Origin of the sequence: Adlercreutzia sp. ZJ154, from assembly GCF_011039055.1 — a bacterium.
Classification (GTDB): domain Bacteria; phylum Actinomycetota; class Coriobacteriia; order Coriobacteriales; family Eggerthellaceae; genus Adlercreutzia_A.
In genome coordinates this window covers 1-25,426 of record NZ_JAAKEF010000024.1, presented here as the reverse complement: position 1 = coordinate 25,426, position 25,426 = coordinate 1, and the positions used below count along the sequence as shown (strand labels likewise).

16 protein-coding genes are annotated in these 25,426 nt (G+C 46.8%); 7 read left to right on the top strand and 9 right to left on the bottom strand.

All coding sequences use genetic code 11. The features are described 5' to 3' along the window. Nucleotides 1–166: 166 nt before the first annotated feature. From G7Y37_RS08425 to G7Y37_RS08405, 5 genes are all read left to right on the top strand, one after another. The gene (locus G7Y37_RS08425) at nucleotides 167–553 is read left to right on the top strand and encodes a hypothetical protein (protein ID WP_165063028.1); all 387 of its coding nucleotides are present in this window, start codon (nucleotides 167–169) and stop codon (nucleotides 551–553) included. Continuing rightward, entirely contained in the window at nucleotides 546–998 is a 453-nt protein-coding gene (locus tag G7Y37_RS08420; RefSeq protein ID WP_165063027.1) for a DUF4405 domain-containing protein, read from the top strand. The genes G7Y37_RS08425 and G7Y37_RS08420 overlap by 8 nt, the downstream gene beginning before the upstream one ends. Next, on the top strand, nucleotides 982–1,644 hold the full coding sequence (locus G7Y37_RS08415; RefSeq protein ID WP_165063026.1) for a molecular chaperone: 663 nt from the start codon (nucleotides 982–984) through the stop codon (nucleotides 1,642–1,644). Before G7Y37_RS08420 ends, G7Y37_RS08415 begins: the two co-directional genes overlap by 17 nt. Before the next feature lie 224 nt (nucleotides 1,645–1,868). Then, nucleotides 1,869–3,278 carry a Sapep family Mn(2+)-dependent dipeptidase gene (locus tag G7Y37_RS08410; protein ID WP_165063025.1) on the top strand — a complete coding sequence of 470 codons (1,410 nt, stop codon included), beginning with the start codon at nucleotides 1,869–1,871 and terminating at the stop codon, nucleotides 3,276–3,278. Between the two features lie 8 nt (nucleotides 3,279–3,286). Then, nucleotides 3,287–3,673, top strand: a complete 387-nt coding sequence (locus G7Y37_RS08405) for a phage holin family protein (protein ID WP_165063024.1) — start codon at nucleotides 3,287–3,289, stop codon at nucleotides 3,671–3,673. Between the two features lie 12 nt (nucleotides 3,674–3,685). Here G7Y37_RS08405 and aspS read toward each other — a convergent pair whose 3' ends face one another. Together aspS and hisS are read right to left on the bottom strand one after the other, a co-directional pair. Further along, on the bottom strand, nucleotides 3,686–5,464 hold the full coding sequence (gene aspS, locus G7Y37_RS08400; RefSeq protein WP_165063023.1) for an aspartate--tRNA ligase: 1,779 nt from the start codon (nucleotides 5,462–5,464) through the stop codon (nucleotides 3,686–3,688). Between the two features lie 49 nt (nucleotides 5,465–5,513). Next, entirely contained in the window at nucleotides 5,514–6,818 is a 1,305-nt protein-coding gene (gene hisS / locus G7Y37_RS08395) for a histidine--tRNA ligase (protein WP_165063022.1), read from the bottom strand. Nucleotides 6,819–6,945: 127 nt separating this feature from the next. On the opposite strand from hisS, the gene G7Y37_RS08390 reads away from it, so the two are divergent. Then, nucleotides 6,946–8,433: a DUF2142 domain-containing protein gene (locus G7Y37_RS08390; RefSeq protein WP_165063021.1), complete on the top strand. Its 1,488-nt coding sequence runs from the start codon at nucleotides 6,946–6,948 to the stop codon at nucleotides 8,431–8,433. Nucleotides 8,434–8,839: 406 nt separating this feature from the next. Further along, nucleotides 8,840–10,234: a serine hydrolase gene (locus G7Y37_RS08385; RefSeq protein WP_165063020.1), complete on the top strand. Its 1,395-nt coding sequence runs from the start codon at nucleotides 8,840–8,842 to the stop codon at nucleotides 10,232–10,234. Nucleotides 10,235–10,835: 601 nt separating this feature from the next. Here the strand turns inward: G7Y37_RS08385 and G7Y37_RS08380 are convergent. The 7 genes from G7Y37_RS08380 to G7Y37_RS08350 form a co-directional block, all read right to left on the bottom strand. After that, nucleotides 10,836–14,651 carry a hypothetical protein gene (locus tag G7Y37_RS08380; protein WP_165063019.1) on the bottom strand — a complete coding sequence of 1,272 codons (3,816 nt, stop codon included), beginning with the start codon at nucleotides 14,649–14,651 and terminating at the stop codon, nucleotides 10,836–10,838. A 107-nt stretch (nucleotides 14,652–14,758) separates the two neighbouring features. After that, nucleotides 14,759–15,442 carry a hypothetical protein gene (locus tag G7Y37_RS08375; protein ID WP_165063018.1) on the bottom strand — a complete coding sequence of 228 codons (684 nt, stop codon included), beginning with the start codon at nucleotides 15,440–15,442 and terminating at the stop codon, nucleotides 14,759–14,761. Between the two features lie 58 nt (nucleotides 15,443–15,500). Further along, on the bottom strand, nucleotides 15,501–16,217 hold the full coding sequence (locus tag G7Y37_RS08370; RefSeq protein ID WP_165063017.1) for a hypothetical protein: 717 nt from the start codon (nucleotides 16,215–16,217) through the stop codon (nucleotides 15,501–15,503). A gap of 257 nt (nucleotides 16,218–16,474) precedes the next feature. Then, entirely contained in the window at nucleotides 16,475–17,098 is a 624-nt protein-coding gene (locus tag G7Y37_RS08365) for a flagellar protein FliS (protein ID WP_165063016.1), read from the bottom strand. Between the two features lie 124 nt (nucleotides 17,099–17,222). Next, nucleotides 17,223–20,678, bottom strand: a complete 3,456-nt coding sequence (locus G7Y37_RS08360) for an InlB B-repeat-containing protein (protein WP_165063015.1) — start codon at nucleotides 20,676–20,678, stop codon at nucleotides 17,223–17,225. 211 nt (nucleotides 20,679–20,889) lie between these two features. After that, nucleotides 20,890–22,785, bottom strand: coding sequence for a hypothetical protein (locus tag G7Y37_RS08355; RefSeq protein ID WP_165063014.1), 1,896 nt, complete (start codon nucleotides 22,783–22,785; stop codon nucleotides 20,890–20,892). A gap of 112 nt (nucleotides 22,786–22,897) precedes the next feature. Beyond that, entirely contained in the window at nucleotides 22,898–25,060 is a 2,163-nt protein-coding gene (locus G7Y37_RS08350; protein ID WP_165063013.1) for a leucine-rich repeat domain-containing protein, read from the bottom strand. Nucleotides 25,061–25,426: the final 366 nt, after the last annotated feature.

Below are 25,426 nucleotides of genomic sequence, written 5' to 3'. Positions count from 1 at the left end.
GCAATTCTTATATTCCTTTTAGGTGTGAAGTATCTGCCCTTAAAAGATAAGACTGAATAGGCACTATATAACTGACAACTTTCTCTCTCCTGTCATCCCGGCTGCCTACCCCTCTAGGGCAGCCGGGATATAAATTAGAAACTTATTATTTGAGGTGAGTAATAAAATGAAAAAGTCTATCCTCACCGTTTTGGTAATGATTGTGTTCGGGGCCGTTATTTTAGGCGTAGGCTTTGTAGCCGAGCCGAAGACATCCATCCAACCTATAAGCGCAACTTCACCTTGTCCTGTTACAGGATGCGCATCTGGTGTATGTCATGGCTTTGATGATGTACCCGCACCAGATGGCATACACGAGATGGCTTGCCCAGAAGCAAGTTGTACGTCTGTTGAGTGTCATGCGCTAGATACGCTTTATACGCGATATCACCAAGCAAGCGATGCGTCTCTTAACATATGGATACTAATGCCGGTTGTGCTAGTCGTGTCTCTTGTTGTTATAGTGCGCCTGTTTTCCAGAGGAAGAGAAGATAAGGAGGCATCAAATGACTAAACGAACAGTTATAGTTGATGTGGTTTTGCTTATCTTGTATCTTGTGTCTGCCTTTCCTGTAATAACAGGCATTCCTCTGCATGAATGGATAGGCATATTTGCAACGCTTGCACTTATCGTTCACTGCGCAAAGCATGGCATAGCTAATAAACAATCTTTATCTAGCAGCGCCAAAATTGGCAGGCTTGTACTCAATGTCTTAATAGCCGCATCTCTTATTGTGTGCGCGGTGTCGGGAATTATGGTTTCAGGCACAGTGTTGTTAACATTTGGTCTATATGCAGATGGATACTACTTTTGGGACCCGCTGCATGCGATATCCGCAAAAGTGTTTATGGCATGTTTGTTCGTACATATAGTGATAAACATAAATGTTGCCCGTCATCTTTGGAAAACCGATACACATGCATCTACAACAGGAGGCATTAATGCTAACAACTCATGACGCATGGCAAGTTCGCGCAACTATATGTGAACTTTTATCAATTAGTTTTCGCTACCCTAATATAGAACTTGCAGAAGCTGTTACTAGTAAACAGTGGAGAGATGCTGCATTAGAGATTACCGATGCGCTTAATCTAAATTGGCAATACGAAAACATAATTGAAAACGATGCAGAGGTTTTTCTGCATACGCTAAGAGTTGAAGCAACACGCATGTTTATAGGTTTGCCTGTAATAGTGTCTCCATATGAAGGAATCTGGCGGGCAAAAGACGACGGTGTACAAGGGCTTTTGTTTGTGAATCCGCATTCTATGGATGTGGAGCGGTTTTGCAAAGCATGCGGGCTTGGTCAACCCGAAGGCACAAACGAGCCGCTAGATCATATTGCTAGCGAACTTGAACTTCTTGAGTATCTAGCCCTGCTTTGCACTGCAGAAGACACGCAAGATGCAAACGAAAAGTCTAGCGAAAATTCCCAAGCAGATTTCCCCGGAGGATGCGCGTGTGCGGCTTATAAGCAATTTATGGAAGAACACGCGCTAACATGGATGCCTCGTTTTTCAGATAAGGTATGCGAGCAAACTCGCATACCTTTCTACAGAAATGCAGCATCACTTTTGAAGTGCACTCTTGGGGCGCTGTATTAATTCGCACATAGCCCGAAAATACTATAGGTTTACCAATACGATACATCTTGATGTCAGATTTCGATATCAAGTACTTCCCCGCAGACCAATGAATGACTATACACTTATATGATATTCGAAACACGCATAAAGCGCTGCAGGAAATGTCGTTTGTCAAATGGCAAACTTTGCAGCTTTCCGATGTTAATATGGTTGTAATCATTCAACTCCTGAAAGGGAAGCACATGAAAATCATAGATAGCGACTTCCACACCAAGATAGATGCCTACATTGAAGAAAATTGGGATGCGTGCCTTGCCGACATAACTAGTCTGGTAAAAATTCCCAGTGTTGAAGATTTAGACAAAGCTGAAACAGGCGCGCCGTTTGGTCCCGGACCGCGCGCCGCACTAACCGAAGCGCTATCTATTGCCAAGCGTATGGGCTTTGCCACTACCGATGTGGAGGGCTACGCCGGCTTCGCCGAGCTTCCCGGCGCACACGAAACGCAGTTGGGCATAATCGGTCATGTAGACGTAGTGCCCGATGGACCGGGTTGGCATTTCCCGCCGTACAATGTAACCGAGAAGGATGGATACCTTATAGGTCGCGGTACACTAGATGACAAAGGTCCGCTTATGGTGTGTCTGTACGCCTTGAAATTCTGGAAAGATCAGGGCAAACAGTTGCCTTATACCTTCCGATTCATTTTTGGTGCAAATGAAGAAACCGATCTGATGGATGTAGAGCATTACCGCAAAACATACACCGACCCTGAGTTTTTATTTACGCCAGATGCAGAATTCCCGGTATGCTACGGCGAAAAGGGTGGCTTCAACGCAAACATAACAAGCAAGCCAATAACCGATGGTGTTATCGCAGAGTTCACAGGCGGTGCAGCTACTAATGCAGTACCGGGCGAAGCCATAGCGCTGGTACACGCAAATGCCGACGAACTGCCTGCATCAGATGGCATAACCGTAACATGCGAAAATGACACTTGCGCACGCATACACGCGCAGGGCAAAAGCGCGCACGCCAGCACGCCGGAATCGGGCAAAAGCGCTATAGCTATGCTGGTGAATTATCTGCTAGAAAATAATCTATGCAACGAAGTTGAACGCGAATTTTTGGAAACCGACAAAAAATTATTAGACCATACAGATGGTAGCGGCGTTGGCATTGCTACGCATGACGACTACTTTGGTCCGCTAACCGTTGTTGGCGGCACCATCAAAATGGACAACAACCGCTTCATACAAACACTAGACAGTCGCTTCCCCACTTCAACCGATGGCGATAAGCTGCTAGCTCAACTACGCAAAGTATTCGAACCCATAGGTGCTACAGTGGAAAACACTATGCTGTTGCCGCCTTTCCTAACCGATCCAAACAGCCCTGAAATACAGGCGCTCAGCGAAGCTTTCAACACTATAACTGGTGAAGATCGTAAGCCGTTCACCATTGGTGGCGGCACATACGCGCGCGAATTTAAGCGCGGCGCAAGTTTCGGAGTAGAGATGCCTTGGATAGAAAACCCAGATTGGGTGGGTAGCATGCATGGTCCCGACGAAGGAATAAGCATTCAGCAACTAAAAACAGCATGGAAGATATACGCACTAGCATTCGGCAAACTTTGTGAGCTTGACCTGTAGGGAGTATTATGAACTTTATAATGCGCTGGTTGATAACAGCTATAGCTGTAGGTGTAGCAGTTTGGGTAGTGCCCGGAATAACTATTCTAAGCAACGATAGCTCTTGGATAGCCATAGCCATATTTGCATTATTCCTGTCGCTTATAAATATGAGCATAAAACCGATTCTGCAAATTCTTAGCTTGCCAGTAACGGTACTTACGCTGGGGCTTTTTTACATTATAGTAAACACGTTTCTGCTATACATTGCCGCATGGCTAGCAAACGGCATATTCCAAGTAGGCTTCTACATCAGCGACTTTGGCTGGGCATTCCTTGCATCCATCATAATAAGCATAGTATCAGCCCTACTAAATGGGCTAATAGGCAACGATTCCAACTCGGAGAGTAATTAGCCACAAGCTAACCTACAGCAAACGTAGGTTAGCTTCTTTAAGTTGACGTCCGGTTACTTCATTTGGCGCGCCAGTCATTGGATCACTTGCGCTGCTTGTCTTCGGGAACGCAATAACGTCGCGAATAGAATCTTTGCCCGCCAGCAGCATAACCAAACGGTCAAGCCCAAGCGCAATACCACCATGAGGCGGACAGCCCAGTTCTAGCGCATGAATCAGGTGTCCAAATTTTTCATCTATCTGCTCGTCGGTTAAGCCAAGCACACGCAGCACGCGGCGCTGCTCTTCGGCATTATGAATACGAATAGAGCCGCCGCCCATTTCGTAGCCATCCATAACAACATCGTATGCATAGCTTTTCACATCTAACGTATCGCTTTCCATGCGATCCATATCTTCGTTCACAATTTTGCTGAACGGATGATGCTCAGCAGCATATTTCTTCTCGTCTTCGTCGTAGCGGAACATTGGGAAATCGACCACCCATAAAAGCGAATGACCTTCGCGCGGTATGTTCAACGCATCAGCCATATGCAAGCGCAGCGCCGACAAAACAGCATTTGCAACATCGGGAGTGTCGGCTGCAAACAACAGCAAATCGCCCGGCTGCACATCCATTTCGGCTTTCAACGCTGCAAATTCTTCGTCGCTAAAGAATTTAATAATGGGGCTTTTTTCCTCGCCTGCGGTGGTGAAAGCAATCCAAGCCATACCCTTTGCGCCGTTCGCTTCGGCAATAGATGCAAGTTTCTCTACATCGCCACGGCTCCAGTCGCCCGCACCTTTGGCGTTGATGCACTTCACAATGCCGCCGTTTTGCGCCACGCTGCTAAACACTTTGAAGCTCGAATCGCGCACAATGTCGGTTATGTCGTGCAGTTCCATGCCAAAACGCACGTCGGGGCGATCGTTTCCATAGCGCGCCATTGCCTCGGCGTAGGGCATACGCTGAAGCGGCACCTGCAAATCTAGCCCTACAGCAGCAAATACTTCGTGCAGCACGCCTTCCATCATGGTCATAACGTCGTCTTCTGTAACAAACGACATCTCTATGTCTACCTGCGTAAATTCAGGCTGACGATCGGCGCGCAAATCTTCATCGCGGAAACAACGAGCTATCTGGAAATAGCGCTCTATGCCGCCCGCCATAAGCATCTGCTTGAATTGCTGCGGGCTTTGCGGCAGCGCATAGAATTTACCGGGGTTCGGACGACTAGGCACAATGTAGTCGCGCGCACCCTCTGGCGTAGAATTAGCCAGAATTGGAGTTTCAACTTCTATAAAGCCGCGCTCGTCTAGCGCGCGGCGCATGGCTTGCATTACACGGTGCCGCAGCTCTATGTTTGCATACATTTCAGGACGACGCAGGTCTAAATAGCGCCACTTCATACGTGTTGTCTCGTCGGTTTCTATTCCATCTTCAATAGAAAATGGTGGGGTTACACTGGTGTTTAGCACCTCAAGTTCACTAGCTAGCACTTCTATTTCACCAGTAGCCATATTCGGATTAACAGCCTCGGGCGCACGTTTGCGAACCTTACCAACCACGCGCAGCACGTATTCGCGTCCTATATGTTCGGCACAAGCAAAATCGTCTGCACTAACGCAATCCGGATCGACTACCACCTGAGCATATCCGCTGCGGTCGCGCAAATCGATAAAAATAAGACCACCGTGGTCGCGGTTATGCCACGCCCATCCGGTAAGCGTCACCTCGCGATCTACATCGCTAGCGCGAAGTTGTCCACATGTAGCAGTATGCATACTAAAGTCATTTAAATAGTCGACCATGCCATCTCTCCTGTATAAAGAAAATTGAAACCTTCATATTGTACGCCAGTTATACCGATAATTTACCCGGTATCTCTGACAGAATTACCTGCTGTTCTTCATGCGTGTGCATATCGCGCAAGTTCGCAACACCTGCGGCTAATTCGTCGGGTCCAAGCACAGCCACAAAACGCGCGCAAAGCTTGTCTGCCAACTTAAACTGACTCTTTAAGCTGCGCTGTTGATAATCCATCTGGCAAGCAAAGCCGCTGTCTCGGCATGCTTGCGAAAGCGCAAATGCCGCTGCGCGCGCCGAACTATCTACACACGCCACAAACAAATCACAATGTTGCGCAGCGGGAAATTCCATGCCAGCCGCCTGAAGCGCCAACACGCAGCGCTCGTAGCCAAGCGCAAACCCGAAGCCGGGCGTTGCGCGCCCGCCCACTTCTTCAGCCAACTTGTCGTAGCGCCCGCCGCCACCTATAGCATTTTGGCTTCCCATGCCATCTATCACTTGCACTTCAAACACCGTGCGCGTGTAATAGTCGAGCCCGCGCACAAGAGACGCATCTTCTACATACTGCACACCCGCGCTATCCAGCAAGTCTTTTACCTGCGCATAATGTTCCCGGCATTCATCGCATAAGTGATCGGTTATTTTCGGAGCGTTTTCCATAACAGTCGCGCACGCCTCGTTTTTGCAATCAAACGCACGAAGCGGATTTACTTCGGCGCGCGTCATGCACGTATCGCATAATTCATCTGAGTGCTGTTCCATATATTCGCGCACCATTTCACGATAAGTTGGACGACACTTTTCACAGCCCATGGAATTTAGCAACAACCGCATATTGTCAGCCGGAATACCCACTTCGGCAAAAAACCGCATGCACATAACTATTGCCTCGGCATCGACCGCTGAATCGTTTGCACCCAAGCACTCAATTCCTATCTGATTGAACTGGCGCTGCCTGCCTTTTTGCGGACGTTCTGCGCGAAACATAGGTCCCGCATACATCAACTTCACAGGCGGCGCACCCTGCGGTACCAAGTCGTGCTGAACAACCGCACGCACAACTCCCGCCGTGCCCTCTGGGCGAAGCGACAACCGACTTTTTGCCTTTATGGTGCCGCCATCAAGCAGCGTCTTCAAATTCTCGCCCGAAATGGCTGTGAACATTTCTTTGCTGACCACATCGGTAGCCTGACCTATGCCGCGCACAAAAAGCTCGGTCTGTTCCATTATGGGCGTATCTATTAGCACATAGCCGCAGCGCCCAAACACATCTGTTGCGCTGCGTTTGAATTGCTCCCAAAATAGCGCTTCGTCAGGAAGAAGATCGCGCGTACCCTCGGGTGCTTTTATAGCCATTTGAATTGCCTTTCAATTGCGGTGGTCGAATCAAGAATGATTTAAGCAATTGTAGCGCAGGTACAACCTTTCAAACCGCACGCAGCCGCCAACAACACGTATGTAAGCATCTGGTACTATTGCTTCAATGAAACAGCGCAACAAAAACAAAAGCCAAGCTCGGCAATCGCGGTTTTCCTTCAATGGCTTCTTCGAAACGAAGCCAAAGATAGCCGCACTTCTGTGTGCTGCGATTTTTGCGCTTTTGGGCGCTTTTGGCATAGCAGCGCTAGATGTGGGTCACGCACCAGATGTATGGACGCACACCTATCGCATATCTGCCATCTTGAACGGCGATGTTGTAGCGCACCCCGTAAGCTCTACTTCGCTATACCATTGCATTGCCGAAGAAAACGTGGGCGGTCGCGTATCTAATGACATAGTGCAGCTTTCCATAGACAACTACAACAACCACGACACAGGAGTAGTTGACCCAGCTAGCCTTGCTAGTAGCGCCACCGGCACCGCTAGCACCACCGACACCACTAATACAGCTAGCACCACCGGCACAACCAATTCCAACACCTCCGACACATCGGAAGTGCCGTTCAACAACACTGCCGTATACAGTCCTGTTGCCTATATTCCACAACTTCTTGGCTTCGGACTTGGCAGCGCACTAGGGCTTCCCGCTGTTGTTCAATACTACTTGGCAGAAATTTTCATGCTTCTATTTTGGACAGTATGCTGCACCGCCGCCATCATGATAATCCCGCGATACAGACTGGCGCTGTTCTTAGTTATCGTGTTTCCCGGAATGTGGTTCCCAAGTTCGTTTGCTATATCAGCCGATTCACTCGCCCTTGCTTTGAGTATCCTATTTGCAGCTCTGCTATATCGCTGCGTGTTGCTGCGACCATCCACGCGATATGTTACAGCGCTTGCCAGCGTAGGATTCCTGCTTGCCATTGCCAAATTTGCATACGCGCCGCTTTTTGTGTTGGCGCTTATTGTTCCGTTCATGCACCGCAAAGTAAAAGGCTCATGGATAGTGTTTGCGGCATTCGTGGCTGCAGTACTTATCGATCTTGCATGGGTGCGCACGAATTCATGGTTTTCAACTAGCCCCGCAATGGTTCCCTTCGACGCGGTTCAAGAGCGCACTTCTAGCCTCTTTTACAACCTGCCAGACGCAATATCGCAAATTGCATACAGCATAGTGAATGTGCAAGGAAGTTATATTTTTGGGCGCGAAGGAGTTTTTGTATTCTGGATAGGGATTCTACTAGGCGCTGCTGCAATTATCGCCTGCATAGTAAAGAAAGTTGCGCTTAAAAATTCCGCAGACAACGCACCGCAAAACCCGCAGGCGCAAAAGCCAAATGAACCGCAAACCGGCAACGCAAATTCGCCAGTGTTAAACGACAACAAACTAATAGTATTCTGGTGCGCCGTATGGATAGTGTTAGTAACTACCGCTCTGCTTGTATACCTTGCTTTATGGATGCAATACACACCTGCCGACACAGCCGGCGTACTAGGAATACAATACCGCTACTTTTTGCCATTCCTACCCTACGGTGTACTGCTATTAGTTGACTGCCATCATGTTTTTTGGCATGCATCTAATTCATAAAGATTTACAAGATGCGCTGCAAAATGATAATCTCTTTTTTATGGATCGAGCACCTAATAACAACCGGAGGCGCCGTCCTGCCAATTCAAGAAAACCACGGCAATCCCCCGATCGTCGCAATTCTGGGCAAGGAAACAGGAATAGGCAGCACTCCGCCAGCAGCGTTACGCGCACACGCACAAATCGCGTAAGGTCTGCGTCTTCGCGCAGTAATTCGAGAAAGCAAACATCCAGCAATCGAAACGTCCCCCGCAAAGAAAACAATTACAAGCGAACTAGATCATCTTCCGCATCAGCTTCGGCATCTCGCCCAAAAAAAGCTCCAAAAAAAGCCCCTAGAACCACACGTAGCAATGGTGCCAAACGCAGTAATTCGCAGCGCAGAGGAAAAATCAGCAGCGCAGATATGATTCAGAAGAACATGCTTCCCGGATCTTTCGCCAGTTCTCTAGGCGGAAAGCGCGGTTGGCAGCAGCTGCTGAATTACATCAACAAATACACCGTAGGAGCCGTAGTGGTAATAGCGGCTGTACTTTTCGTGTGGCATCCATGGGCAGCTGCGCCAGCGCAGCCCGAGCCAGACCCAGCGGCAACTGAAGAGCAAACGTCACAAACCTTGGAAGAAGCGCTTGAAGCCCAGCCCAAATACGAGCCACTTTCTCCGACCGACTTCTCCAACATTCAACCAACCGACAAAGAAACCACTTTTGGCTTTACGCTAACCAGCGGCGATGCACCCACGCTGACCAGCGAAAACGAAGCTGCCCTAAACAACGTACTGGCGTATTACAACGAAAACGACATTTCTGTTGGATATATCCTGATGGACATAGGGTCGGGGCGCGGCTTCGCACGCAATATTGACGAAAAAATTTACGGAGCCAGTTCGTTCAAAGGTCCATTCTGCGCCTACTTGCTTATGAATAAAGTAGACACCGGCGAATTTAAGCTGACATCCTCAATGCGCGACGGCACAACATCTAAGAGCGGGCATTTCTCGTTTTCGGGCAAAGATACGCTTAAAAATATGATAAGCGACACCATAATATATTCAGACAATGGGTCTTTTGGCGCGCTGCGGTCCAGCTTTAAGGATGAGAATTTATCTTCATGGCTGTCGTCAATTGGTGCCGACAGCGGCATGGCATATGATGAATGGTACCCGCACTACACCGCGCGCGATGCCGCCCGTCTTTGGAGCGTTACATACAACTATCTCGGCACCAATACCGACGGTGCCCAGCTGCTAAACGATTTGTATTCATCAACCGAAACATCGTTTATGCGTACTGCGATAACCGGCAACCTAACCGAAGCCGAAAAAGCAGCTGAAGCAGAAGCAAACAACCACGTAAATGAGCACGGTCAGTACTACAACGTTGAACAGCTTGTTGAAGTTGGAACTAGCGAATCTAGTGGCAACGAAGCGGTTACTGATGCAAACAATTCGGGCAATTCTGCCAACGGTGACGAAGCCAGTAATAGCAGCAACGCTAGTAAAGTAGTCATGGAAACCGTAGGGGGCGACAACAGCATAACCGAAGCCGACGAAGAACTGGTACTGGTGCGCAGCAAAGCTGGATGGTACCCCGGCAGCAGTAAAAGCGTGTCGTCCATTTCGGAAAACGGGATAGTAACTCTAAACGGGCGCGACTACCTGCTATGCGTTATGACTAACTCATACTTCAACGACAGAAATACCGAGCATATGCACGAACTTGTAAATGCCGTGTTTAATCTGCGCAACGATTTAGTTCCCGCGCAAGCGCAAACCGACCAATCCGAAGAAGTAAGCGCATAGAGAGCATTGAGTCGGTGCGGGCGACTGACTTGCTAGAAAGCATCGAATGCAGTCGGAGCAGACGACCCGCAGAAGCTGCAAAGTTTAGGTGGCAAACACTTAATGGGCTTAGCAAGTAATTTCACAGCACATCAGAGCAGTTTGCACGCAATCAGATCCATGAGTGAACTTTTTTCTTAAAAATGGTCAAAACTTCCGACTTTCCATGGTCGGATTGCCACATAGCTACCTTGAATTGTGGAGAACACTGGGCAAACAGCATTTAGCGATGCATCTATAGGCGCTATTTTGTGCTTTTCACAGTGGAAAGTCGGAAGTTTTGACCATTTTTCTGACTTTTTTCTCCGCTAAGCACGCGCCGCGGTCGTTTGCCGATTGTTGGTGTCATGACTGCGTTTGGGAGGTGCGGGCTTTTGTACGAAATTGCAGTTGGGAATTGCCCGATTTTGCACGAAAAGACACCCAAGAACGCACCTGAAAGTCATAATTCGGGCATGCGAATTACGACTTTCAAGCTAGAGGTTTTGCGGCTACATCGGTAGTGCTTGCGCTCCATTTTGCTACTCGACAGTTAGCGTTTATGCCTCTTTTGCAGCGCCTGTTAGTGCTTGCGCTCTTTCCTTCTGCAGGTCGCACGACTGCTAACAATGATAGCAACACCTGCAGATGCAAAAGCAACTGTTAAAAGCCCAAGCACTATAGGAGCTTGAATATCTCCAGTTTGAGCAAGGCGCTGAAGATGCCTTATGGCGCGCGCCGTACTCGAATTATCCCCAGAGTATGCAACGGGTCCAAACTCAACTACTAGCGTGTGATCCCTATCAACATTTGTAAACGTATAAGAGGTTGATGTATACGATACAGAAGGTAGATTATCCAGTTTTATGGACACAACTCTATAAGCAGAAGTTTCAGGAACAAAATGGAAAGTAAAGCTAGAACCCCTCTTTACAACCTGAGTCGAGTTTTCTAGCACTTTTCCGTGCCCTGTACCTGCAACTAGCGCAGTTAGAGTGTAGGTTCCTGCTTCAGGCTGAGTGGGATTTTGTTCGCTATCTCCATCATCTCCACCACTTGAAGGAGGTGGAGTAGCACCACCTAGCGTCTTAAAGCCAATTCTTACATCTACTTTAGGCTTGCTTGTATAGTAAGTGCCGGGAATAGTGTATTCATAGTAAGTTGCACTCGCCGCCTTGGCATCTGCTGCTTCTTCTGCAGGAAGCGCACCGATATCTCTACTTAAAGCCATCACAGACGATCTTTGAGAAAACGTACTTCTTTGCGAAAGCGCGTTCCTTGTCTTTGTATCAAACGCTTCAATTTGATCCCAGCGTGTATCTGTTTCGCCATCAAGGTAAACGAAGTCTAAGTCATAACCTGCAAAAGGCGTAATTGTAATAACTTTGTCCTCTGCTTTACCGTCACCACTTTTTACAGAATATGTTCCGCCATCAGTTGCGCTTCCAGTGTTAGCCCCGGTTACAACATCGACTTCAAACTGGGTAGTCTTAGTAGCGCCAACATGAACTAGTCCATTTTCTATATCTTCTTCGCTGATATTTTCGTATGTCAGCTTATAGTTTCCGTCCTTATTTGTTGTGTCAAGTACGATAACTTTGCCGTCTTCTTTAGTGAATGTGTATATACCTTTATCGTCTTCACTTCCGGGAGTCGGACTGCAAGTCCAACCGTCAGGCACTACTATATAGTCGCCTGCATTAAAGCCATCTCCACCAACTATTACCCCATCAGGGACATGGAATATTACATCATCCCCGACGACAATATCTTCAATTTTGTTTTCAAAGCCATCGCTATCTGGCGTAGTCGGAACAATATCTAGCGTTACTTCATCTCCGGCATGCACTATTGTGCTTCCCGGACGTGTTGGGTCTTGACCTTGCACAACAACACTACTTGTTCCGTTTCCGCCATCGCCATTAGTGCCCGGAACTTTTGGACCATCCCCCGGCTTTGTAGGTCCCGGAGTTTCAATTTTAACGGTGTCGCCACCTTCTTCTATAGGCGCAAGAATAAACTTTAGTCGCGTATCATACTTTACAGAGGGAAGGCTAAAGCTAACAACGCCTTCTGCATCAAAGGTTTTGTCCCCTGTAAGTGTCCATGCGCCGTCCCCTTTTAAGTCGCTAGAAATGTTTGCAGACGCTACCCTGTAACCTGCGTTTGGAACCACGGTAACAACGGGGCTATCCCCATCTGAAACACTTGCAGAAAACCCGTCCGTCTCGCCTATCTTTGCACTTTTTATGCAAGGATCAACATCTATTGATACGTTGTGCTTCACATCAGTTGGCACAGGCGGCGCAACTGTACCCGCCTTAAATAAAACATCTATTTCAACATCGTCATAAAAGTTGTTTATGCTTACCCAACCGTCTTTATCCGGCGTGTATTTAAGCCCCACAACAGGGTTTCCCGCAGCATCTAAGACAGGTTCACCTTCGCTATTTAGAATTTCGTGCCCTACAAGGTTGCCCTCTTTATCCTTTGTTTTGACAAGCACATAGTCAACTTGGCTTCCCTCAATAATGCTTGCAAACTTAAGCGATATTGGCTTTGAGATATCGAATTTGGAATCTGTTGCCGGACGGCTGTTGTTTATGTACTTTGCGCCCGATTTAAGGTCTGCCACTTTGTTTTCGGTATTAGTTTTGTCCCCACTCCATAGCTCAATTAAAGTTTTATTATCTGGGCTTGTAAGCGTGTTTCCAACATTTACATTAACGCTTACTCGCTTTGGAACTAAAGGATTATCGGGCGAGGGCGGCTCGGTTGGGTCTTCTGGCTCGGTCAGCCCAGAATCGGGGTCCTCTCCTGTGTCTTTTTTCACAAATTGCGCAGTAATTCCAATGCTAAAGGGGCTTTTGTCACTTTCGCTGAACCCAAAGTTTTCGCGGGCAAGAGCAGAAAACGTGAACTCGTCTCCATCAAGCGTGCCGATTTTCTGTACGTTTTCGCCGCCATCAATTTTGTTGTTTTGCGCATAAGAGTAACTTTTGCCCTTAACACTTATAAGAATATCGCCTACATAATAGTCATCAGATGATGGAGTCAGAGAAAACGTAGGATAAGTTCCCTCTGCATGCACAGATGCACCCAAAGGGTCAATCAGTCCACCAGTTGGACCGCTTTCGGGCACATACACATCCGATGTTATAGAAAACGAATCTTTTTCGGGAGCCTCTGGCGGAAGCGTGCGGCAAAGCGCAAAGCTTCCTAAATCGGCACTTTCGCCTCCAAGCATAAAGCTTGCAAATATCTTGCCACCATCAGTTTTGTAAAAGGAAAGAGAATCGCCTGCACCAAGTTCTCTTACAGTAAATGTAGTGCCTGCATCTGTATCTTTTGGTTCATACCACAAAAGGCTTAAGGCATCTGTAAGCTCGTTTAGTTTGTCCTCCGTGGCTACAGATGCATCAAACGCATCCCCAAGAGCCGCTTTTAGCGCATCTGTTGCATCTAGTGTTGTATAGAACTTTCCAGTTCTAATAATTGGCGTGTCTGCTGGATAATCTGCCAGACGAAGCCCCCAAGCGCCAACAAGTTCCGCCTTATCATCTGCGATATGTTCAACAAATGCCTCTACAGCATTATCGCTTTCATCTTTTGTGTTTAAGGTAGTGCCACTAAGAGTAGCGCCGCTTATAACACTTGCAACAGATTTCCCGTCCGTATCTTTTGTAGATGCCCACCATGTAAAGTTATCTTTTGTGGCAGCTGCGCCGTCTTTCCACAAAAGCTCTGCGTTATCTGTTAAATCTAGGCTGTCAGATGTATCCAGCACAACACCAATCTTGTGCGTATCTGCAAAAGCGGCTTCAAGTCCTGTTTTGTCTTTTACGGTTGCCCAAAACTCATATTCGCCATCAGGTGAACCTGCCGATAAAACCTTGGAAGGATAGACGTTAAATTGAGCAGTCTGCCCTTCAACTTCTGTGAAAGCTATTCTGCTTGACGCGCCATCGACAAGGCTGTCTGTAAATGAGTAGGTAACTTCTCCTTTGTAATCGTCTGGGTTTACGCCGTCTTCTGCAGGCTGCACCATTTGATAGTGCCAGCAAACTTCAAAGTCGGCAGGATTTGTGTATGCGCTGCCTTCCGCCCGAACCCAAATAGCATCTGTATCTTTTGGATTTGTAACAGAAGATGAATTCTCTGTTATTTGGAAGTTGTATTCAACGCTTACCCAAACGCTGGTTTTAGCCTGACCGCTTGCGTCAAGGCCGCCTAAGCTTTCCTCATCTACGTTTGTTTCAGGGGTAAATGTTGGGTGTGCATCCGACGCGCCCGGCGTGCCACCTTCAGCTGGCGCGCCAAGTGCTATGGCGGGTACAAGTGATGTACACATGCACAAAGCTACAAATACGCGCAGTATGTTTTTAAGAAAGCTCTTCATGGCTAAAACCCTTTTCCCTTTATCTTCATCTGCAATAGCGTTTGCAGAAGCCCCACTTTTTCATCCCACCTTTAGCTAAAATAACTTGCCTCTTTGATAGCTCGCTCTTAGTTATGAACTACAAGCGATATCTTGGCGGCAGCCTGACCTATCTCTTCTTCAGTTTCTGGGTCAAGCGCCAAAAACTTAGCGGTTGCAGCATATGTGCCGGGATCTAAATCTTTATCAAGCGTGTCTTTTTGTATATGGTGATCAGGCTCGATAATGCCGGTTCTGTAAACCTCTTCTCCTGTATCATCAAGTGTAATCACCACCTGCATTAAATAGCGATTTCCCGGTACGTTTTCTATTCTGAATTCGCCTTCACTTGTGCCATCTTCAAATTCAACAACAGAAGCAACTGAGATGTTGAACATGCCTTCTTCAACCGTGCGGTCAAGTTCGGCTTGTATTTCTTCTTGCGTTTTGTTTGTAAGCTGACCCGCATCGCCCTGACGAGCACCCTTCCCCGATCCAAACATAGATAACGCAATCACCAATGCTGCGAGTGCGCACAAAATAGCGATAGCCACTGCTACCCAAAAACCTGCTGAGTGCTTTTTCTTATGCTGAGAAGGCTGCTGACGTACACCCTGTAGTTGCTGTGCGAACTGATCTGGCGTGGTAGAGACGAATCGGTTGTCCCTACCACGCATGCCATACCCACGCACCGAACCACCATCCGGGCTTCCATCGTTCGTAAAAGACATATCGGTAGAGCCATATGGTTTGTTCTGGTTATCGATCTTCATATTAATTTCCTATAGATATGGTCTTCAGAATCAGCCGCTCAAATTCAAGCTATTCGGCTTATGCCTCGTTCGGATTTGCTGTCACCGTATAGGTAATGGTAGCAACTTTCTGCTGACTGGTGTTGTCAGCCTTCAGATTCGTGATTTCGGAGCTATAACCCTCGAGTTTCAACGGCAGCGTACCAGCAGTAGCATCCGCCCCTTCCGTACCAGCAGTAGCAGCAGGCACGATCCATTTATCGCTAATCTGCTTCTTCGAAAAATTCACAGTCTCTGCTGTATTTATATAAACAGTATCATCAGCACCGTCTACGGCTTGTTTAGCAGTAATCCTAAGCATGATCGAGCCATAGTTCGGATTTTCATGTTTGGTAAGTTTAGCCTCGGCAGTGGTCGGCCATGATGAATTATCAGCCACAGTCCAGCCGTTCTCAAGCACGCTGTTGACTGCCTTCACATACAGATTAGCATTCACATTGTTGTTCGAGATCTTATATGCAGACTCAGAAGGAGTGGTAAGAACACCACCCTCAATGTCTGCCGCAGTAACGATGTTAAGCGGGATTGTCGCATCGATCTGAGTGGTCGTAGTCTTCATATAGACGCTCGTCTCACCATTCGTATTGCTTTTATTCATTGTCGACGTCTCAACACTGCCACTCGCGACACCAAGACCATCATCATTGAAGTCGACGGCAAATGCCGGCATGGCGCACCCCAGTGCTAGAGTGGCGCTCAGTACTACTGCGCTCAATACCTTACTAGTCTTTTTCATGGCTTTTCCTCCTTTATGTAATAAGCCATAACGTCCTTGCTTGCTTGATGCAGCTGTTAGCCGCACCCGCGAAAGCTACTTACTTTCGCGTTGACTCTGCTTGTACTTTTCCCGTTGTACAAAGCCTTCGAGCCTTATATGTCCAGCGCCCAAAAGCGCATGAAACCAAACTTTCCATTGATTCGAGAAGGCGGAAGGTAGAGTGAAGACTGCGAAGCTTCTGAACGTAGCCTTTCGCCCGCTCGAATCTAGCGGCATCACCCGGCAACATTGATCGTAATCTTGGCTGCCGCCTGCCCCACTTCCTCATAAGTCGTAGCGTCTAGTGCCGAAAAAGTTGCAGTTGCGTTATAAGTTCCGGGTTCTAAATCTTTAGATAAGGTGATGTTTTCAATGTATTGATTAGGCGCTAAAACACCTGACTCGTATATAACATCGCCTGTATTGTCATCAGTTATTGTTACCTGCATGTTGTAGCGGTTGCCCGGCACGTTTTCGATATACGCAGTACCAGAGGATGTGCCATCTGCAAACTCAATAACACTCGCAATAGAAATGTTGAACATGCCTTCTTCTACTGTGCGGTCAAGTTCGGCTTGTATTTCCTCTTGAGTTTTATACGGCGCTTGACCGGTTTGCGCATTGGGGTCAAAAAGCGCGTTTCCATTGCACGCAAACATCCATACAAGCACCCAAATAACTATGGCTACTAAAACAATGCCTAAAACAATTAGTAGGGTGCGCTTTTTGTTAGCGGTATTTAGACCTGCGCTTGACTTAGCGGAAGGTCTTGCATGAGGCGCGCCCCCATCCCCTTCGCGCTTTATGCCATAAGTTGCCTGACTTGTACGGTTTTGCTGATTGTTGTTATTGTCTGCCATGTTCATCCTTTAGTTGCTATAAGTTTTCCTACGTCTAACCAATTACAAAGTGCTTGTGCGCTCGTGTTTAACTCGTGCGCTCATGTTCAGCTTGTGCGCTCATGCCTAACTCGCGCTCTCATGTTCAGCTTGTGAAAGTAAGCAGATAGCTTTTGGTGTTATCTTGTCCGCCCCCAACAGTGCCATCAGCGCTTGTTGATGTAGCGGCAATCCATGTAATAGTTGCTATCCTTTGCTCAACTTCATTAGGCTCTGCTTTGAAGTAGCCCGACGCGCTATAGCAAAGCGACATATCGAAGTTGAAGCTTTCATTTGCAGGCACGCTTCCTACAGATATCTCTCCGCTACTTAGCGGCAGCAAAACTTCATTAGAAGACCTTTCTGCTGCGCCAGATTCTGCAGGCGCACTAGACGTTTTCTTTAACTTGAACCATATATCGTGCTGCAGCGCGTAGTCGTAAGTGTGAAGATTCCAGTAATCTACAAGATCCTTCGTGCCTTCCTTCTTTGCGCGCGTAAGCACATCTTCTAGTACGTATGTGCCCGAAGCGCCCTCTTTAAGTTCTGCAGAAGACGTTGCGTGAAGGTCAATCTTGCAAGGAGTCTTTGACTCGATGGCATAACTTGCAGCAGAGGACTCAAATTCATCTGTCATAAGTTCAAGGTGAATATTATCTGTCGGCGCAATAGGAACAGCCACGTTATAAACAGGTGTCCACCTAGCTACTACTTTAATTAAACCTGCGTTAGTGTTTGTAGCCCCATCTATGTCAGCCCTACCATCTGCTGCAGCAGCAAGTTTTACAAGGTCGGCTAGGTCGGTCTTATCGCCTGCGTTGTAGTCTTTGTACTCTAGAGCAGAAGCGCTTTCGCCACATTTGCCTACATGCCAGCCAGCAAACACATATCCTTCAGGCTTGCTTGCGCCACCTTCACCAAATGATGGTGTCCAAAGCTCAATTTCTGCAGAAGAGGCATCTGCATATATGTATGCGCTGCCCGCCGCGCTGCCATCTTCTGGAAGCGTAGCCATAACCTGAGTGCCACCGGTATCTTGTACGTATTGAATCTTGTAGATATTTGGTGCCCACGTGGCGACATAAGTTGTAACGCCCGCCGCTAGCTTGCTGGACTCAAGCGCCTTTTGAAGTGCTTGCTTGTAGGGGTTCTCGCCCGTTATGCCAGAAATGTCGTTGTAAACATTTCCAAATGCGTCAGCCCAACCAACAAATGTGTAGCCTTGACGAGCAGGGTCTGCTGGGAAGCTCGTGAAGCAAGTGCTTACCTCTTCTCCCGCGGTGGCATTTATTACAGAATCTGTAGTGTTTGTGCCATCGTTGTAATCGAAGATAACGCGAGCTTCAGCATCACCACCCACAGAGCTTTCTTTTACAAGCCACTGGGCATAGTATGTAACACTTTGTTCTGGGAATACGCTTGGAAGCGCTGTTACATAGGCACCTGAGCCATCAGCTTGTGTATTCCATCCACCAAACTCAAAGCGCGTAGTGTTGTTTCCCGGGCGCGTTATATCGTCTTTATTGTTCGGGAACACAAAATCTGTAGTACTATCCCCCGGAAGCCCAGTATACGTTTTGTAAGTGCCAGCCGGTTTGTCTTCGTAGTTAAGATCGAAGTTTATGTTTACAAGGTTAGCATTATCTATAGCCCATCCGGCATATAGGTGAGTGTCGCCTTGCACAAATGTAGTCGGAAGTGCAGCTGCAAGACTACACTCTGGGTCTGTATACCAGCCCGTGAACTTGTAATTTGTGCGCGTTGGCTCTGCCGAGCAAGTAAAGGCATCGTCGTGTTTGCCGTTTAAGGTAAGCGTTTGGTTGTCATCGCTTAGCGTACCTTCACTTACCGCACCAAACGTGCCGCCATTTGCATGCAAAACCACAGTGGACGCATTTGCCTGCCACTTAGCCACGTATATCGTAAGAGGCTTTTCAAACTCTGCCGGGAAAGCTGTTATGGCTGTGTCGCCGTCGACCAACACATAATTTCCGTTAGCGTCTTTTTGCGGCGTGCCGTCGTCATTTAGCAAAGCCTCGTACCAGCCGTTAAATGTGTAGCCTTGCTTTTCTGGTGTGGCAGATGTTGGGAAGATTGCACTAATTGCATCCCCTACTTTGCCAACCACGTCATTAAATGCGGCATTAGGTATAGCTCCCAGCGCATCAAACTTAATGGTGGCGGATTGCTTTTCCTTCCACACAGCCTTAAATGTGGTGTGAGAAGTTGAGTATGCCACTTTTGTAATGTCGCTTACAGAAGCCACGCTTCCATCTGGCTTTTCCCAGTGTGAAAGCACTTTGTTTTCATCAGGCGCAGTAACTGTTGGGAAGTTGGTGCGCGCATTAAATGTTGCATTCGGCTTTCCTGCATAAACAAGCTTAGAGCCATCCAGAGTTGCACCTTCATAGCTGCCGCTTATCGTGCCTTCTGCTGCGTCGAAGTCAACATATCCGGGACCTGCCCAGTTTGCAACAAACTGATACGTTCCCGCCTCAACTTCTAAGGTGTTAACTTCACCTTTGGGAATAAATCCGGCAGGCGCGCCATTGTGCACCACATCCCAACCATTAAGTACGTGGTAGGCATCTTCTATAACGGCAGGCTCATCAATTGCAGGCAGCGCTTCTCCCTTAGATGCAGCAACGTATCTTTCAATATCTGCCTGCGTCTTGTCCTCGTCTGCCCAAGTTGCACTAACGGAATCGGGCACAGAGGCACCTTCTTTGTTGTTAAGGCTAAATGTATAAACAGTCTTTTCGCGCGCATCTTTTATCTTCATGCTAAGGGTTGTGCCAACACCGACATTTGCGCCATTGCTATTTGCGGTGTTGTCTGTATTTGTTAGGTAAATGCCAAGGTCGGTGGCTGCCTCCACTTTGCTTGTTGCATCTGGTGCAGGCGCTGTTTGGGTGTTGGTGTTGCCCGCGCTGTCAGTGGATGTATCTGTTAGATATATGCCAAGGTCGGTAGAGACAGATGCTTGCGGAACCACAGGGGTGGCATTTGTGTTTGTAACATTGTTTCCAGCATCGTCAGTTTTGGTGGATGTGTCGGTTAGGTATATGCCAAGGTCTGTCGTTATGCCAATATTAGTGTCAGTTGTTGGCGCAGCGCTTGTGTTTGTGTTTGTGTTGCCTTCGCTGTTGGTAGATGTATCTGTTAGGTATATGCCAAGCTCAGTTGCAATTTCTGCCTTTCGGTTGTCGCCTGTGCCTGTTATTGCGGGCTTGTTTTCAAAGTCGCCATCTTTCGAGGAATCTGTTAGATATATCCCTAAATCGGTGGTTGCGCCAACTAAAGGCTCGGGTGTTACTACAACGGAAGGCGAGTTATTGGTAACAGTGTTTCCATCTGCGTCAGTAGATGTTGTGGTGTCTGTTAGATATATCCCCAAAGATACATTTTGAGAATAAAGAGTGTTTGAAGGCACATCTGCCCACGCGCTGTAAGGCGCAAAACATAAAAGAGCGAAAGCGCACACACAAGCACACATAAGCGCAAATGCAATATGCACTTTCGATTTTGTCTTAAATGTAAGTTTTCTCAAATGGGCATTCATGTTGTGCCTTCTTTGTCCGTAGATAGATACAGCCATTCATTTAGGGCGTTTTCTGAGCAAAGCACCAGCGTGCAGAAAGGATGCCTCTGCTAAGAAAACGCACTAAACAGTTAAGTTTTAAGTGGTACAAAAGTGAAACCGGCTTGTATGCGGAGGCTGCTAAGAGCCTCCGCATACAGCGAATTAATAAAACAGGTAGGTGGTTAGTTATTTAGAAGCAGAAGCAAGGGACAAGAGATCTACCGAAGACTGCGTTTATGTTTTCAGGCATCGTGCTTCCAGCAAAGGTTACCAGCATGGGAAAACCGTTACTATACACAGACCTAGTATAGTAGTCAGCAAAATCTTTCCAATCACCTTCATGATAATGACAGCCCTCTGTAGTTGGCTTAGGTAAACTTACACTTAAACCTATTCCTAATGAATCTGCTTTACTATAGAAATCATATCGGAAACCCTCTTTATTTAACCAATGCAACGACTCACTAGTGGATCGATTCATGCCATATAACTCCACATAAGACGCAATAAATAAGCAATTTTCGGAATCAACTATACTAGTGCTTGAATCTGCTTCTAGAGCCGTTGATTTTAATACGGGGGTTATCTGTGTTTGCAGACTGTTTGGAACACGATCCCAAATACTATATGCGCTAGAGTTTGAATAAGTAAAATCTATTAGTTTATTACCATTTGTGTTTGCATCAGTTGTGAAGTCCCATTTATAACCGCCAATTTGTGGATCCTGAGTATAATCATCAGAAATTGCAATTGGATGATAAGCATTAATAAAACGAGCTGGGTTCATTCTTGAACGCAATTCACTTCTGGTCCACCCACCTTCATAAGTCGGTTTAGCATTATATCGATATCCCCACACATGTTTATATTCTTTATACCCTAAATCCTTTGGAGGCAAATCACAGGGCTCCATAGCTTCCACGAATTGAAAAGTCAGTCCAGCCTTACCGGTACCATCAACCTTATCATCATGTAGAATATCTATGATACGTACATCATACCAATAACTAGTTACACCATTCGTTGTTACGGTATGAGGCATATTTGAAAGAAATGTTTTCCAAAATACTTTGCATGTATATCCAGCGTTATATGTATTTCTTCGCTGCACAGAACCATCTGTTTTCATGCACGACACATCTTTGTTAATCATATCTCTATACATTCCATAATAAAGCGATGCTTCTCCGTTTTTAGATATGTCTTGTGCATGCGCTTTAACGTCTGCTGCATTATAAATACAACCGCCATATATTAAATAGAATCCAGCATTTGTAAGTTCCGATCTTTTCTCCAAAGAGTTCCAAAGATTTTCATCGCTTAACTCCGGAACTGTTATGCCAGCAAATTCAGTACTACTCTTAGGTGCAAAAATTCCAAACGTGAACTTCACCTTACCAAGGCTTTGGCGGTCTGTTGTCTTTGCAGCAGCAGGGTTAATCTTGGCAGTATTTCCAAGGTTTAAGCTGTATGTAACATCAACAGAGTCACCCTTGTTAACACCTATAGTAGATGTAATGCTTCCAGACCCAAGAGTGTCCCCATATCCAAAACTATTTGCAGCATCTGTTGTGTTAGCAGTTTGTCTTACGCTAAAGACTTTATCTGCGTTCTCTAACGGAGCACCCGATGTTTTTGTAAGAACTGCATTTGCAGCATCTGTCCAAGGGGCAGCTTCGCATTCAATTTGATTAACGCTAAGAGCTAAGTCTCCACCATTTCTAAAGTAGCTTTGAGTTTCTATTGTGGCTGGCTGATTAGCAACGTCAATAGGTTTTTCAGCACTACCAAAGTTCACCTCAAAAGGAGCAGTTACACTAATCTGAGTGATTTCTCTTGTGGTGCCCCCTTCGCCTTCCGCTGCATAAGCTGCATCGGGCGCTGCTGCATTGGTGGTTGCCGCAAGGGCTGGACACATTGTTGCAGCCAACACTACAGCCATTGTTGCAGATATGGCTTTTCTGAGCTTTGGATGCCTAAATGTGGTGCATCTGTCAGATCCCGCAGAAGGCAGCGCCGTACAGCTTGCCTCTAAGGGAAGTGATAGCGCAGCTTGAGGTGATTTTTGCTGTGCTGTCGTTTTCATTTCCTTGCCTTTCCTTGCTTTTGGCACTAAGAAAGCGTGTGTTTCTTAGTACTGTTCCTACAGTCCTTTTAATCTGGGTAATAATTTGCTTTGTTTGATTGGTGCTTGCCTTTTAAGGTGTTGCTTTCTTAAACGTATAGACCACACGCACAAGGTTTTTGTTTGAGCCATCCGTTATATCGGGAGCTAGTTTTACTCGTGCATCGACATTTGCAAGAGAGCCTGAAAAATCTGTTAGGTTTAGCCTGTATAGACAGTTGATTGATTCATCTGTACCAAGACTGAAAGCAGCTAGGTTAGCGGTTGCTGCATTTACGTTTCCGTTTCCAGTTGTGCTTTCGTATTTGTTGTACCCGAAATCAACAGACGCACCATCTTTTATAAGGCTAAAGAGCTTTTCGCCTTCAACACTTGCTCCGTTTGCCGTTTCAAACACACTCGAGATGCTGTTTTTCGCACATTCTTGGCATTCGATAGACTCAAGCTCTACAGCACATCCGTTGTTGCTAAAGTAGGTTTCTGCCTGAATGGGACGAGTTGTATCTGTTATATCAATGCCATCTTGTCCGCCAAATGAAACATTTGCAGGCACGGTAACATTTATCTGTTCATCATTTGCGTAGCTATAGCCTTCAATTCTTGCACTAAGTGTTCGAAGGTTTCTTTGCACGGTTGATGCGGTTTGCACTTTAGAAGTGTTTTCTTTGGCGGTTTCGCCATTTTCTTTGGCATTAAAACTTGCAGGTGCCAGCTCTATTTCTTTGTAGGCAATGCTGTTGTCTTCTACAGCTTCGGGTATGCCTAACACCATATCGACATCCACGCTCCAAGCGCCCGATTGTTTGGCGGTAAGCGTGTTTGTTTTAGTGTCGATGCTGATGGATTTTGCTTTGTAGGTGTACGTCACCTTAATATCGCCCGGAACTTCAAAGATTCCACCGTTTTCAAAAAGGTTTACACTTTGCCCCACTTCGAGCTCTTCAATTCCGTCTGCAAACTTAATGCCGTAAGGATAAATGTGGTTTCTATTTGCTAGAAGACCAGTGTTTATGATGTATAGGTCTTTTTCGCTATAAGGGATGTAGATATCTGTGTTTGTTGAGCTTGCTATAACTTCCGGATCGATTTTTGCGCGCGCGTCTTTCGGGATAACAATTATTGCGCCGTCAATGCCACAAAGCGCTTCTTTTCCCATTGTTTTTAAGTTTTTAGGGCACACAAAACTTAGAAGCGATGTGTTGGCAAAAGCTGAGTCTTCTATAACTTCCACGTTATTTGTTAGGTTGACGGTTTTTAGGTTTTCGCAGTTTTCGAATGCGCCTTCGCCAATTGTTTTGACACTTGCCGGGATGTTTACAGTGACTAGGTTTTTTGCGTTGGCAAAGCCTGCACTTTTTATGCTTGCAACTTTGTAGGGCACGCCTTTGATAATGCCAAAATCTGGGATTGATAGGTTGCTTGGAATGGTGGACGTGTCTGTCCAAGAAACCTCTAGTGTGTAGGCATCTGTTAGCTTAAATGTATAGCCAAAGCCGTTTTCTGGGACTATGGTGTCGCCGGGTTTGGCTGGATTTTCAAAGTGGGTAAAGCCAGCCGCTTGCCATGCGGCTTTTGCGTTTGGCGATGCGGCGGGTGCTGTGGCGCTTTCGGCGGGTGCGGCGGCTGTGGCTGCCGGGTCTGCGCTTTCGGCGGGTACATTTATTACAACAGTGGCATCTTGCACCGTTTCCGGCATAAAAGCAGGAATTGAAACATATTTGATGCCGTTGTATGTGTAGAGGCTAGATTCAAATTGCAGCTTTTCTTCGGTGGTAGCCTTGTCTAGGGCATCGGCAGAAGCTTCGCTATAAATCTTCCCCATATCGATGCTTGCTATATTGCTTTTTGCAATTATTGTTTTAAGGCTATCATTTCCCCAAAACGCGCCTTGCGATATGGCGGTGCACTCAGGAGCCAAAGCCACACTAGCACCAATGCCAGCAGGAGCAGCTATGAGTGAGGATAGATCGTTTGTATATAAGATTCCATCTTGGGCGGCATAGGCACTAGAAGCTGCGCTCCCTGTATTTGCAACAGAAATGGCCATAAGCTTGGTGCATCGGGAAAAGACACAAGCAGGGACAGCGGCCAGTGTGTCAGGGAGCACAGCGGTGCCCTCCATGCCCTCTGGGATGAGGAGGAGGCTAGTTTTGGCTGCATCTAGCAGCACTCCGTTGTAGCTTGAGTAGTGTGTATTGTTTGCTGCTACATCAATGGATGTAAGGTTTGGCAGCATTTGGAAGAAGGCTAGGTCAATTTGTTCAACCGTATCAGGAATTGTAATCTGCGTTACTCCGAGTGCTTTTTCAGCTTCAGAGTAATATTCACCAATATATGGGTTAGCAATGCCTGCATCTGCAACACTAGTGGCTGCGGACGTATTTTCACTTATATCTTTGTTTGTATTAGTTGCAGTTGTTGGGAAATTTTTTGAATTTTGGGGGTCTAGCTCTGTAGAGCTAAATTCATAGAACCCCCCCCCCCATTTCTATATTCGTACTGATGTTCGTAACAGTGTATGAGGTGTTATTAACCTGAATGCTTGAGGGTATAGCAAGTGTGTCTTTTAGAGATTTAGCAGACCAACCAAGAAGTGCTGCCC

Coding starts and splice junctions, on each gene's coding strand:
- G7Y37_RS08355 (WP_165063014.1), bottom strand. CDS start 22,785: ATGAAAACGACAGCACAGCAAAAATCACCTCAAGCTGCGCTATCACTT.
- G7Y37_RS08410 (WP_165063025.1), top strand. CDS start 1,869: ATGAAAATCATAGATAGCGACTTCCACACCAAGATAGATGCCTACATT.
- G7Y37_RS08425 (WP_165063028.1), top strand. CDS start 167: ATGAAAAAGTCTATCCTCACCGTTTTGGTAATGATTGTGTTCGGGGCC.
- G7Y37_RS08390 (WP_165063021.1), top strand. CDS start 6,946: ATGAAACAGCGCAACAAAAACAAAAGCCAAGCTCGGCAATCGCGGTTT.
- G7Y37_RS08370 (WP_165063017.1), bottom strand. CDS start 16,217: ATGAAAAAGACTAGTAAGGTATTGAGCGCAGTAGTACTGAGCGCCACT.
- G7Y37_RS08385 (WP_165063020.1), top strand. CDS start 8,840: ATGATTCAGAAGAACATGCTTCCCGGATCTTTCGCCAGTTCTCTAGGC.
- G7Y37_RS08375 (WP_165063018.1), bottom strand. CDS start 15,442: ATGAAGATCGATAACCAGAACAAACCATATGGCTCTACCGATATGTCT.
- G7Y37_RS08420 (WP_165063027.1), top strand. CDS start 546: ATGACTAAACGAACAGTTATAGTTGATGTGGTTTTGCTTATCTTGTAT.
- G7Y37_RS08365 (WP_165063016.1), bottom strand. CDS start 17,098: ATGGCAGACAATAACAACAATCAGCAAAACCGTACAAGTCAGGCAACT.
- G7Y37_RS08405 (WP_165063024.1), top strand. CDS start 3,287: ATGAACTTTATAATGCGCTGGTTGATAACAGCTATAGCTGTAGGTGTA.
- G7Y37_RS08415 (WP_165063026.1), top strand. CDS start 982: ATGCTAACAACTCATGACGCATGGCAAGTTCGCGCAACTATATGTGAA.
- hisS (WP_165063022.1), bottom strand. CDS start 6,818: ATGGCTATAAAAGCACCCGAGGGTACGCGCGATCTTCTTCCTGACGAA.
- aspS (WP_165063023.1), bottom strand. CDS start 5,464: ATGGTCGACTATTTAAATGACTTTAGTATGCATACTGCTACATGTGGA.
- G7Y37_RS08350 (WP_165063013.1), bottom strand. CDS start 25,060: ATGCTGCCAAACCTTACATCCATTGATGTAGCAGCAAACAATACACAC.
- G7Y37_RS08380 (WP_165063019.1), bottom strand. CDS start 14,651: ATGAAGAGCTTTCTTAAAAACATACTGCGCGTATTTGTAGCTTTGTGC.
- G7Y37_RS08360 (WP_165063015.1), bottom strand. CDS start 20,678: ATGAATGCCCATTTGAGAAAACTTACATTTAAGACAAAATCGAAAGTG.